The organism is Xanthomonas sp. CPBF 426 (genome assembly GCF_903989465.1).
Taxonomy (GTDB): domain Bacteria; phylum Pseudomonadota; class Gammaproteobacteria; order Xanthomonadales; family Xanthomonadaceae; genus Xanthomonas; species Xanthomonas euroxanthea.
Window position 1 is genome coordinate 1,066,901 of record NZ_LR861805.1, and the last position, 12,059, is coordinate 1,078,959.

Sequence of the window (12,059 nt, forward strand, 5' to 3'; positions counted from 1 at the left end):
AGCCCGGCACCGGCTCCGGTTCACCCCCGGCCCAATGCTGGGCCGGAGATGTCCTTGCGGCCTGAGGACAGGCCGCAAGGGATGGTCGATTTAGATCTTGCCGACCAGGTCCAGCGACGGAGCCAGGGTCTTGGCGCCTTCCTTCCACTTGGCCGGGCAGACCTGGCCAGGGTTGTTGGCGACGAACTGGGCAGCGGTCAGCTTGCGCAGCGTCTCGGTGACGTCGCGGGCGATGGAGTTGTCGTGGATTTCCAGGGTCTTGATGACGCCTTCCGGATTGATGATGAAGGTGCCGCGCAGGGCCAGGCCTTCTTCTTCAATGTGCACACCGAAGGCACGGGTCAGCTTGTGGGTCGGGTCGCCGATCAGCGGGAACTGCGCCTTGCCCACGGCCGGCGAGGTTTCGTGCCACACCTTGTGCGAGAAGTGCGTATCGGTGGTGACGATGTAGACCTCGGCGCCTGCCTTCTGGAACGCGGCATAGTTGTCGGCGGCGTCTTCCACTTCGGTCGGGCAGTTGAAGGTGAAGGCGGCCGGCATGAAGATCAGCACCGACCACTTGCCCTTCAGGCTGGCCTCGGTGACTTCGATGAAGTTGCCGTTGTGGTACGCATTCGCCTTGAACGGCTGGACCTGGGTGTTAATGAGAGACATTGAGTTTCCTCGTGCGGTGAAGGGGACGGGGGATGGAACAGTCGCCATGGTAGGCAGGATCGATAGATTTCTCAAATCGATTGATAGAATTGTATAGATAGGCTGTGGCTATCGAGTGCGCAGACGGCGTCTGCCGCTGCAGGGGCAGATTCCATCTCCGATAATGGTCGGCCGATGTTGCGCAGGAGTGAATGAACCGTATGAGCGAGGACCCGGACGGTCTTGCCGCCGAGCAACTGTTGCGACGGGCAGTGGAGCGAATCGACCGCAGCGATGCCGAGCCGCTGCTGCTGCACGCGCTGGGCCGCGACCGCGCCTGGTTGTTCGCGCATGGCCGCGACCCGGTCGACCCGTCTGTGGCCCGGGCGTTCGAAGCGCTGGTGCAGCGGCGCCAGGGCGGCGAGCCGGTGGCGTATCTGACCGGCAGCCGTGGGTTCTGGACGCTGGAGCTGGCGGTCTCCACTGCCACGCTGATCCCGCGCGCCGACACCGAGCTGCTGGTTGAACTGTCACTCGAGCGCCTGGACAACCTGCCTGGCCGCCGCGTTGCCGATCTGGGCACCGGCAGCGGGGCGATCGCGCTGGCCATCGCCAGCGAGCGGCCGCAGGCACAGGTGATCGCCACCGACGCCAGTGCGGCGGCGCTGGCGGTTGCCCAGCGCAATGCCGACAGCCACCGGTTGCGCAATGTCGACTGCCGGCAGGGCAGCTGGTTCGCGCCGCTGGCCGGAGAGCGCTTCGATCTGGTTGCCAGCAATCCGCCGTATATCGCCGCGCAGGATCCGCATCTGCGCCAGGGCGATCTGCGCTACGAGCCGGCCAGTGCGCTGGCCTCCGGCCCCGACGGCCTGGACGACATCCGCCTGATCGTTGCCGATGCGCCCGCGCATCTGCTGCCGGGCGGCTGGTTGCTGCTCGAACATGGCTGGGACCAGGGCGCGGCGGTGGCCGAGCTGCTGCGGGCGCGCGGCTTCGATGCGGTGGCGACCCATCAGGACCTGGAACAGCGCGATCGAGTGACGTCAGGGCGCTGGTCGCGCGCTGCGGACGGGCTGGGCGGCTAGCCACAGTTAGGCTAGCCACGGTGAAAAGCGGTCGTCAGGTGTGTGCAGACGGCGCGCTCTGCCCCGGGCCAGGCGCAGGGGGCAGTCCGTTCCGGGCGGCGACCGCGCCTGCCTGGCGGCGCCTGCGGGCGTCTTGGATCAGCTGCACCGGGCCTTCGGGTACCGCCGTGCACCTTGCCTGGTTGATCGCGTGGGTGCGCCCGGCGTGGGTGTGCCGGCTGCCGATACACTAGCGGTTTCCCGCAGGACCGACGCATGCGCACGCTCTATCCCGAGATCACGCCGTACGACCACGGCACCCTCCAGGTCGACGACCGCCACACCCTGTATTTCGAGCAGTGCGGCAATCCGCAGGGCAAGCCGGTGGTGATGCTGCATGGCGGCCCCGGCGGCGGTTGCAACGACAAGATGCGGCGCTTCCATGACCCGGCCAAGTACCGCATCGTGCTGTTCGATCAGCGTGGCGCAGGCCGCTCCACCCCGCATGCCGATCTGGTGAACAACACCACCTGGGACCTGGTCGCCGATATCGAACGCCTGCGCACGCACCTGGGCATCGCGCGCTGGCAGGTGTTCGGCGGCAGCTGGGGCTCGACGCTGGCGCTGGCCTACGCGCAGACCCATCCGCAACAGGTCACCGAGCTGGTGTTGCGCGGCATCTTCCTGCTGCGCCGCTTCGAGCTGGAATGGTTCTACCAGCAAGGCGCCAGCCGGCTGTTCCCGGATGCCTGGGAGCACTACATCAACGCGATTCCGCTGGTGGAGCGCGCCGATCTGATCTCCGCCTTCCACCGCCGCCTCACCAGCGACGACGAAGCCACGCGGCTGGCCGCGGCCAAGGCCTGGAGCGTATGGGAAGGCGCCACCAGCTTCCTGCATGTGGACGATGATTTCGTCACCGGGCATGAGGACGCGCACTTTGCACTGGCGTTCGCGCGCATCGAGAACCACTACTTCGTCAACGGCGGTTTCTTCGAGGTCGAAGACCAGCTGCTGCGCGACGCGCACCGCATCGCCGATATCCCCGGCGTGATCGTGCAGGGGCGTTACGACGTGGTGTGCCCGATGCAAAGCGCCTGGGATCTGCACAAGGCCTGGCCGAAGGCGCAGCTGCAGGTCAGCCCGGCCGCCGGTCATTCGGCATTCGAGCCGGAAAACGTCGATGCGCTGGTGCGCGCGACCGATGGGTTTGCCTGAGCGCAACCGGGAGCGTGCACGGGAAGCTGCAGCAGCGCTCGCGCGCCAGCGGTAGGAGCCCACCCGGGCGCGACGTAGGGTAACGGGACGGCCTGTCGCGCCCGGGTGCGCTCCTACGAGGCAACCGTCGTCACCGAGGCTGCGGATCAGCGCCGCCGCCGCATGCCCCGTAGGAGCGCGCCTGCGCGCGATAAGGCGTTACCGATGACGCCCCATCGCGCGCAAGCGCGCTCCTACCGTGATTGTCGGTTTCAGGGCGGCAGCAATGCCTGTGCCAGTGGCGGCAGGATGCGTGCCAGTCGCCGTGCCCAGGCCTGCTGGCCGGTCGCGTCGGCGATCAGGTCCTGGCGGATCTCCAGCTCCACATGCAGCAGGCCGCGGCCTTCGCCGTAGACCGGAATCGCGTAGTCGCTGCTGTCGCTGACCGCATACGGCTGGTTGTCGCCGACCACCAGATCCGGCTCCTCGCGCAAGGCCTGCAGCAGCCGGTGCGCCAGCCGGGTGTCGCGGTTGTACAGCACGCCGGCATGCCAGGGCCGCGCATTGCCGGCCATGATCGGTGTGAAGCTGTGCATCGACACCAGCACGGTCGGTTGACTGCGCTGTGCACGCGCATCCAGCTCCGCCGCAATGCGCGCGTGGTACGGCGCGAAGATCTCGTCGATGCGTTGCTGCCGCGCGTCGGCCGACAGCTGCAGGTTGCCGGGAATCGGGGTGCCGTCGCTGACCTCGGGCATCAGCGTGGCCGAACCGTGCGGGCGATTGCAGTCGATCACCAGGCGCGAATAGGTCTGCGCGATGGCGATGGCATCCAGCGCGTCGGCCAGCAGGCGGGTGACCCCGGCGATGCCGATATCCCAGCCGATATGGCGGTCCAGCGCATGCTGCGGCAGGCCGAGATTGGCCAGCCGCGCCGGCACGCGTTGACCGGCGTGGTCGGCGATCAACAGCCACGGCGAGGCGGCCTGCGGGTTGTGCACGCTGAAGGCTGCCGGATCGTCGGCGCCCAGCAGGCGGTCAGCGGTCGCTTCAGCCACGCGGGGTGCCGTCCAGTGCGTGATCGACCAGATACAGCCCGGCCCACAGCTTGGGATCCATCTGGTAGCCCTCGGCCATCTTCTGCACCAGCCAGGCGCCGACCTGCGCGCGCGGGATCTCGTGCACGGTGATGTCCTCGCTGGCATCGCCGCCGCCCGCGCCGACCTTGCGCAGGCCGGTGGCGCGCACGAAGGCGATCTTCTCGCTGCTGGCGCCGGCCGAAGTGGGGCCGATCATCAGCACTTCGGCGTGCTCGGCGGTCCAGCCGGTTTCTTCTTCCAGCTCGCGAATGGCCGACAGCTCGATCGACTCGTCGGCATGCACGTCGCCGACCAGGCCGGCCGGCATTTCGATGGTGCGTGCCTGCAGCGGCACGCGGAACTGTTCGACGAACAACATCGCATCGTCCGGGGTCACCGCCACGATGATCGCGGCCAGGCCGCCGGCATGCACGCGCTCGGAATATTCCCAGGTGCCCCGCACGACCATGCGCTGGTACTTGCCTTCGTAGACCACGGTGGGCGGGGTATCGTGTCGGTTCATGGATGCAGACCTTGTTCCAGGGAAACGGGAGTGCGCGGTGCCGGCGCGCCACTGCACGCGGCCAGCAACCGGCGCCGGGTGAGCGGGCCGAAGCGCAGGCTCTCGCACAATCCGCCCAGCATGTCCGTATCGGCTTGCGTGCGCGTGAAACCGGCAGCGGTCAGCGCCAATGGCGCGTCAAGGGCGATGGTGGTGAGCTGGCGCCACAGCAATGCGTGTTCGCGTTGCTCGCGCAGGCGCGCGGCCATCTGCGCCGCGCCGCGCAGGCGCAGGAACGGAATCTCGTCGATGCGTTCCAGCAACGCATCCAGGCTGCCGAAATGCGACAGCAGGACCGCCGCCGATTTGGCACCGATGCCGGTGACGCCGGGAATGTTGTCGATCGCATCGCCGCACAGCGCCAGGTAGTCGGCGATCTGGTGCGCATGCACGCCGTGGCGCGCCTTGACCCCGTCCATGCCCCAGCGCAGGTTTCGCGCGTAATCCCACTGTTCGTCGTGCTCGAGCAGCAGCTGCGACAGGTCCTTGTCGGCCGACACGATCACCCCGCGCAGGCCGTGCGCACGCACGCTGTGCAAGGCACTGCCGATCAGATCGTCGGCCTCGTAATCGCGGTGCGCCAGCACGCTCAGGCCCAGCGCGGCGCACAGCGCCTTGCAATGCGCGAACTGGCGCCGCAACGCATCCGGTGCCGGGGTGCGATTGCCCTTGTAGGCCGGGTAGATCGCATGCCGAAAACAGCTGTCCAGCGCCTCGTCGAAGGCGATGGTGATGTGCGCGGGGTCCTCGCGCTCGAGCAGGTCGAGCAGGAAACGGGCGAAGCCGTGCACGGCATTGGTCGGCCAGCCCTGCGCATCCTGGAATTCATCCGGGATCGAATGCCAGGCGCGGAACACGTACAGGCTGGCATCGACCAGATACAGCGGGGTCGGGCGAGTGACCGCCAGGGGCGCGCCCGCAAGCGTGGGGGTGTGCGTGGTCACGGGGCCCAGTCGCGCAGCAGCGCACGCGGGTCCGGGCGCTCGCGCTCGGGCACCTGCATGCGCGGGGTGCCGATATGGATGAAACCGGCGATGCGCTCGTTCTGCTCCAGGCCCAGATAGCCGGTCACCGCCGGGTCGTAGGCCATCCATGCGGTCAGCCACTGCGCGCCGAAGCCATGCGCCTGCGCGGCCTGCAGCAGCGCGAAACACACGCAGCCGGCGGTGAGCAGCTGTTCCTGCTCGGGCACCTTGTGCCCGGGGCGCAGTGTGGCGATCACCACGACCACCAGCGGCGCATCATTGAAACGGTTGCGGTCTTTTTCCACTGCTGCGGGCGGCGCCAGCGGGTCGGCGGCCTGGGTGCGCTCGGCCAGGAAATCGCCCAGTGCCTGGCGTGCGTCACCGCTGATGCGCAGAAAGCGGAACGGCACCAGCTTGCCGTGGTCGGGCACGCGCACTGCCGAGGCGAGCATGCGCAGCAAGGTGTCGTCATCCGGGCCGGGTTCGCCCAGCTGTTTGGAGGGGACCGAGCGGCGCGCGTCCAGCGCCTGGAGCGAATACGGTGCGTGCATAATTTCGGGTCGAGGCGAGGATGCGGGCAAGTATAGACGGGCCCTTCCCAACGTCCGCCGCATCATGGGCGGCGGGCCGAGGTCGGCCCGGTCGTGACATCCCTTCCGTGTTCGTCCTGTGCGCTGCCCGATGACCCAGTTCGTGTCCACCCCCGTGCTTCCCAGCCGCAACCCGCAGCTGCTCGATCAGGTACGCGAGATCGTGCTGGTGCCGCTGGCCGATGCCTTTGTCCAATTCCAGGATGCATTGGCCGAGGCACTGTTCCGGCTGGCGGCCGATGCCGGCACGGCCCAGAACGACTTCCTGGAAGCGATCCAGGCGGTGCGGCAGCAGCGCGAGCCGATCACTGCGCGTTTTCGCGGGCATCTGGCCAAGGCCTGGCAGGGGCTGGAAGCCGGGCGGCCGTTGTCGGCCGATCGCAGCCTGGGACGCGGTGCGGCCGGGCTGACCCTGCTGCCCGAGCAGGATCTGGAGGTGCGCCTGGCGGTGCGCAATCTGGCCGGCGCGCTGCAGCACCAGTGGCGCCCGGAGCTGATGCGGCTCAATCGCTATCTCGGCTTCATTGCCGGCGGGCTGCGTATCGACGGCGACAGCAATCCGTTCGGGCCGGAGCATCTGGGCGTGGCCTTGTACGAGGCCTTTCAGGGAGTGCCGCTGGCGCCGAAGGCGCATCTGGCGGTGATCAAGGTCTGCGAGCAGCACCTGATGGAACGCATCGGCCAGCGCTATGGCGCGCTGGAACAGGCGCTGGTGCAGGTGGCGCGCTTGCGCGAGCTGCCGCAGCCACGCAGCCGGCGGCGTGGCATTCCGCGCCAGGACGACGGCGCAGGCGCGCAGGCCGCCGAGACGCCGGACTGGATTGCGCGCTTCTTTGCCGGCTGGTCGGGCGGGCAGGGGGCGTTGGCCGGCGGCGGGGCGATCGACGTGCATCTGCGCAGCGGCCGCGCGCTGCTGCCGGCGGGCCTGCACCAGTTGCTGCAGCATGCACGCCGCCAACGCGAACCCGATGCGGATATCGATACGCCCGCCTTTGCCGCGCGGCGTCTGCTGTCGCCGCGCGAGGTGGTCTCGGCGCTGTCGCTGCTGCAGACCATGCCTGCGGCCGGTTTCGACGCCATCGACGGCACCGGCCTGGGCCTGGCGCGTGGCCTGCGCCAGCAGGTCAGGCGTGCCGCTGCCGCGCTTGGCGTGGATCCGGCCACCACCTGCCTGAACCCCGACGACGACGACGCGCTGGATCTGGTGGCCCTGCTGTTCACCGCGATCCTGGTGCAAAGCCATCTGTCCGATGCGCAGCGCAGTGTGCTCGGCCAGTTGCTGGTGCCGATGGCCAAGCTGGCGATGCTGGACGGCCTCCTGTTCGTGCGCGATGGCCACCCGGCGCGTCGCCTGCTCAACCTGTTGGTGGAGGCCTGCGACGGCAATGCCGGCGAAACCGCGGCAGAACAGGCCTTGCTCGACCAGGTGCAGGCGGTGGTCGATACGCTCGTGCGTGATTTCGACGAGCATCCGGGGGTGTTTCTGACGCTGGAAGCCGAGTTCGGTGCCAGTTACGCGCACTACCGCCGTCGGGTGGAGATCGCCGAGCGCCGTGCCAACGAATTGCAGCACGCCGAAGAGCGCCGCGAGCGCGCACGCCGCGCCGCCGCGCAGGCGCTGGCCGAACGCCTGGCGCGTGGGCCGCTGCCGCCGCTGGTGGCGCATTTTCTCGGCCGCGTCTGGCAGCCGTATGTGCAACAGGCGGCGTTGCGCGGCGACGGCGGCGGCCCGGCGCTGGAGGCCGCTGTGGCCCTGGGCGATGCGGTACTGGCGCAACTGACGGCTGCCCCTGGCGACACGGCGCTGGAGGCGCAGCGCGCGCAGCTGCTGCAGGCCTTCGCCCTGGCCGGGCTGGCGCCATGCGAGGCCGGGCGGGCCGTGCAGGAGTTGCAGCATGCGCTGGTGTCCACGCCCCCGGTCGCGGTGACCGGGCCGCCCGATCCGGTCCTGCGCGCGCCAACCCTGGCCGCGCTGCCCCCGAGCCCCGCTCCGGCCGACCCGGTCGGCGCGCCGCTGACCCCGATGCTGGACGCCAGCGCGCAGGTGGCATTCGATCGCGTCACCGCCGATTTCTTCCGTGCCATGCCGGTCGGCACCTGCCTGGACTTCATCGACCGGCAGGGCCGTGCGCAGGCCGGCAAGCTGTCGTGGATCAGCCCGATTTCCGGGCGGCTGATGTTCGTCACCCGGCGCGGCGGGCGGTTGTGCGTGTCCTGGCCGGAGGAGCTGGCGATGATGGCGCGGCTGGACCGGCTGGGCCTGCATCGCGACGACGATGCGTTCTACGGCGCGATGCAGGACGTGGTCGATACGCTGGAGCGGCCGTACAGGCTGGAGCCTTAACCCCCGCAGGCGATGAACGCGCGTGGGCAAGCGCCACCGCAACGATGCAGCTAGGATGTTGGCTTGACACGCAAACCTTGGGCGGTCACGAGTAAAGTGCGAACGGTGTCACACTTAACAAACGAGCGAAACGCCTACCATGCGGTGGCGGAATTTGGGGCCGCGTCTGCTGTTTCTCGTTTGAATATTTTCACGCCTGCAGGGGCGGGGAGCCTTTGCGCATGACTTTTCAGCCCAGTCCGTCGGGACATCCGGGCCGTGACCAACGCTTGCTCGAACAGGCGCACGCCGTGTTCGTGCCCCCACTCGCGCAGGTGTTCGCAGCTGCCGTCGCACACTTTGACGATGTGCTGTTCGATCGCGCCGAGTCCGCCGGCGCATCGCAGCTGCTGTTTCTCGATGGCATGCGCGAGTTGCGCCGCAAGCGCGACGAGGTGACCACGCAGTTCCGCCAGCAGCTGGACGACGGCTGGCAGGCGCTGCTGCTGGGCGAGCCCTTGTCGGCCGAGGTGGTCCTGGCAGGGGACATCGGCACCGGCCCGCTGAGCCTGGTGCCCGAACACGTGCTCGAGTCGCGGCTGGCGGTGCGCAATCTGGCCACCGTGCTGCTGCGCGACTTCAAGCAGGTGCTGGCGCGGGTGGACCGCCGCCTGGGCTGGATTGCCGGCGGCCTGGAGCTGGTGGCCGATACCAATCCGCTGGGTCCGGAACATCTGGGCGTGGCGATCCACGAAGCCTTCGCCACCTGCGACCTGGCGCCGGAAGTGCGCCTGGTGCTGATCAAGCTGTGCGAGCGCGACCTGGCCGAGTCGATCGGCAAGCTGTATGCTCGTCTGGACGAGACGCTGGCCAAGGCCGGCGTCATGCCGGAGATCTCCCAGCCCAAGCGCCCGCCGCCGCGCGCACAGCCCCGGGGCGAGACGCCCGAAGAGCGCGCCCAGGCCGAGGCCCAGGGCGCTGCTGCGCAGATGGGCGGCGACGATCTCAATGACCAGTACGCACCGGCCTGGGCCAACCGTTTTCTGGACCGCTGGGCGCATAGCCGCGGCCGCATGCAGGCTGCCGCCCAGCGTGGCCAGGCCGACGGCGGCGGTGCGGGCGGCATGGACGGTGGCGAGGCCGATCATCCCGGCGGGAGCCAGGGCATGCTGCTGGAGGCGCTGCACGAACTGCTGCAGCAGACCCGCAGCGTGCGCGACAACGCCGCCTCTGCCGCCTCGGTGGCGGTGGGCCAGCAACGCCCGCTGAGCCAGCGCGAAATGATGTCGGTGCTGTCGTTGCTGCAGGCCACGCCGAGCGCGACGCTGCAGGCGGCCATCGGCGACGACACCGAATCGCTGGCCCAACGGCTGAAGAACGAAGTGCTGTCCAGCGCGACCCGGCTGGGCGTGGATCCGGCCACCGCGCGCCTGGACCCGATGGACGAGGATGCGATCGATCTGGTCGGCATGCTGTTCGACGTGATGCTGGACGAACGCGACCTGGAAAACCGCTCGCGCGAAATGATCGGCCGCCTGGTGGTGCCCTTCGTCAAGGTCGCGCTACTGGACCGCAAGATGTTCGTGCAGAAGACCCATCCTGCGCGGCGCCTGCTCAACTCGCTGGCCGAGGCCTGCGAAGGCAACAACGGCGACAGCGCCGCCGAGCGCGTGCTGATGGGCAAGGTCGAGGAAATCGTCGACCGCCTGGTGGCCGAGTTCAACGAGAACCTGGCGATCTTCATGACCCTGGAAGAGGAATTCCGCGATTTCCTGTCCCAGCACCGGCGCCGGGTGGAGATCGCCGAGCGCCGCGCCACCGAAACCCAGCGGGGCCAGGAAAAGCTCGAGCTGGCGCGCAGCCGCGCGCTGTCGGAGCTGGAACAGCGCACCCAGGCCGGCACGCCGCTGCCCAGGGCAGTGGAGGATTTCCTGCGTCAGCCGTGGCTGCACCACCTGACCATGGCGATCCTGCGCGACGGCGACGAAGGTCCCGGCACCCTCGAGGCCCTCGCCCTGGCCGACGGCGTGCTCGAAGAACTGGCCGAGGCACGTCGCCACATCGTCGGCAAGCCGTGGCTGCAGGTCTGGCAGCCGGCCCTGCATCGCGTGTTCGCCAGCATCGGCCTGCACGGTGATGCGGTGGTGGTGGCGATCAGCGCGCTGCACGACACCCTGCAGGCGATCGCCGAAGCGCGTCCGGAGCTGGAAAAGGCCTTGCCGGAGCTGCCGCAGGTCAATCTGCCGCCGCCGGCTGCCGAAAGCGTCAGCGTGGTGCTTGGCGCCGAAGCGGTGGCGCAGAGCATCGACAGCGCCGATGCCGAGCGTTTTCGCGCGATGGATATCGGCACCTGGCTGGATTTCGTCGACAAGGACGGCAAGGTGCAGGCGGGCAAGCTGTCGTGGGTGAGCCCGATCTCGCAGCGGTTGCTGTTCGTCAATCGCCGCGGCGTGCGCTTCTGCGTCGCCTCGCCGGAGGAACTGGCGGTGATGGTGCGCCTGGGCCGGCTGCGCGAACACATCAACGATGGCGCGTTCGACAGCGCGATGCAGGGCGTGATCGATCGGCTGGATCCGCTGCATAACAGCACGGTGCACTGAGCGGCAGTCACCGCGTTGCCGCGTCGTGGTTGATCAGCACAGGGCCGTACGATTGCGATGCAGCGCACCGCAACCGGCGCAAGCGAGGCTTCGTCCAGCATGTGTGCCGGGGGCATCGCACCACCGCAGCACGCGCCTGCGGCACAACGCGCGCGCAGTTACCGCGCTGCCGGGCCGATGAACTCCAGCGCCCGCGCCATTACCGAAGCGTGATCGACCAGGCGGTTATGGCCCAGGCCCTCGGTACTGAACAGCTGCGCGCCCGGCCACAATGCGGCAAAGCGCGCGCCTTCCTCCCACGGCGTCTCGCGGTCGCGGCGGTCATGGATGACCAGCGCCGGGCGATCCAACTGTGGCAGGTGCAGGCTCGCGTCGAGATCGGCAAAACGCAGGCCGGTGAGCTGGCACAGCCAGTTTTCGAATGGCGCAAACGCGGCGGGTGCGATCCCCGAGGCACGAAACTGGCGGTGCGCACTGGCGCTGGGTTCGACCAGTGGCGCGATCAGCACGTAGCGCTCGGGCCGCCATGCCGGGTCGTTGGCAAACACCGCCGCTGCCGCGCCGATCGAGTGCCCGATGAAGGCGGCAGGGCGGCCGAAACGGCTGCCGATCTGGCGCAGGACCTGCACGAAATGCGGCATGTTGCTGATCTGTCCGCCGCTCAGGCCATGCGCGGCCTGATCGAACGCCAGCACCGCGTAGCCGAGTGCGCGCAGCTGCGGCACCCATGCAGCAAAACGCAGCCCGTAACTGGACCAGCCATGCGACAGCAGCACATACGGCTGCTGGCTCAGCTCGCCCCACTGGTACACCGCAATGTCGAACCCGTCGATGTGCAGCGTCTGGCGTTGCACGTCGGTCAAGGTTGCCGCGAGGGCGGCCGCCTGTTGCCGCCCTGCACGCGCAGGTGTCACGAAACGGCGCGCCAGATAGCGCCCGGTCGGGCCAGGGGCCAGGCGGCTGGCGCCGGCCAGCACACCGCGAAGCATCCGGAGACGCAGTTTGGCGATGGACGCGCTCATGGGAAGGATCCTTGTGGAGGAGGA

10 protein-coding genes are annotated in these 12,059 nt (G+C 68.7%); 4 read left to right on the plus strand and 6 right to left on the minus strand.

Annotation, left to right across the window (positions count from 1 at the left end; translation table 11 throughout):
* Positions 1 to 90: 90 nt before the first annotated feature.
* A complete protein-coding gene (ahpC, locus tag H7A87_RS04445) occupies positions 91 to 654 on the minus strand; it encodes an alkyl hydroperoxide reductase subunit C (RefSeq protein WP_003488826.1) in 564 nt (187 codons plus the stop codon).
* Positions 655 to 854: 200 nt separating this feature from the next.
* On the opposite strand from ahpC, the gene prmC reads away from it, so the two are divergent.
* On the plus strand, positions 855 to 1,718 hold the full coding sequence (prmC, locus tag H7A87_RS04450) for a peptide chain release factor N(5)-glutamine methyltransferase (protein WP_119129673.1): 864 nt from the start codon (positions 855 to 857) through the stop codon (positions 1,716 to 1,718).
* A 255-nt stretch (positions 1,719 to 1,973) separates the two neighbouring features.
* Positions 1,974 to 2,915: a prolyl aminopeptidase gene (pip, locus tag H7A87_RS04455; protein WP_104585053.1), complete on the plus strand. Its 942-nt coding sequence runs from the start codon at positions 1,974 to 1,976 to the stop codon at positions 2,913 to 2,915.
* Positions 2,916 to 3,166: 251 nt separating this feature from the next.
* Here pip and H7A87_RS04460 read toward each other — a convergent pair whose 3' ends face one another.
* From H7A87_RS04460 to H7A87_RS04475, 4 genes are read right to left on the minus strand one after another with little or no spacing between them, the layout of a single operon-like run.
* The gene (locus tag H7A87_RS04460; RefSeq protein ID WP_119129674.1) at positions 3,167 to 3,952 is read right to left on the minus strand and encodes an N-formylglutamate amidohydrolase; all 786 of its coding nucleotides are present in this window, start codon (positions 3,950 to 3,952) and stop codon (positions 3,167 to 3,169) included.
* A complete protein-coding gene (locus H7A87_RS04465; RefSeq protein WP_005988855.1) occupies positions 3,945 to 4,496 on the minus strand; it encodes an NUDIX hydrolase in 552 nt (183 codons plus the stop codon). Before H7A87_RS04465 ends, H7A87_RS04460 begins: the two co-directional genes overlap by 8 nt.
* On the minus strand, positions 4,493 to 5,479 hold the full coding sequence (locus H7A87_RS04470) for a 5'-3' exonuclease H3TH domain-containing protein (protein WP_115676213.1): 987 nt from the start codon (positions 5,477 to 5,479) through the stop codon (positions 4,493 to 4,495). The genes H7A87_RS04465 and H7A87_RS04470 overlap by 4 nt, the downstream gene beginning before the upstream one ends.
* Complete coding sequence (locus H7A87_RS04475) at positions 5,476 to 6,051, minus strand: nitroreductase (RefSeq protein ID WP_119129676.1); 576 nt, start codon at positions 6,049 to 6,051, stop codon at positions 5,476 to 5,478. The genes H7A87_RS04470 and H7A87_RS04475 overlap by 4 nt, the downstream gene beginning before the upstream one ends.
* Before the next feature lie 130 nt (positions 6,052 to 6,181).
* Between H7A87_RS04475 and H7A87_RS04480 the strand changes: the two genes are divergently transcribed.
* Positions 6,182 to 8,434, plus strand: a complete 2,253-nt coding sequence (locus H7A87_RS04480; protein WP_119129677.1) for a DUF1631 family protein — start codon at positions 6,182 to 6,184, stop codon at positions 8,432 to 8,434.
* 221 nt (positions 8,435 to 8,655) lie between these two features.
* Entirely contained in the window at positions 8,656 to 11,013 is a 2,358-nt protein-coding gene (locus tag H7A87_RS04485) for a DUF1631 domain-containing protein (RefSeq protein WP_104585065.1), read from the plus strand.
* Between the two features lie 158 nt (positions 11,014 to 11,171).
* On the opposite strand, the gene H7A87_RS04490 is transcribed toward H7A87_RS04485, so the two are convergent.
* A complete protein-coding gene (locus H7A87_RS04490) occupies positions 11,172 to 12,035 on the minus strand; it encodes an alpha/beta hydrolase (RefSeq protein ID WP_119129678.1) in 864 nt (287 codons plus the stop codon).
* Between the last annotated feature and the right edge of the window lie 24 nt (positions 12,036 to 12,059).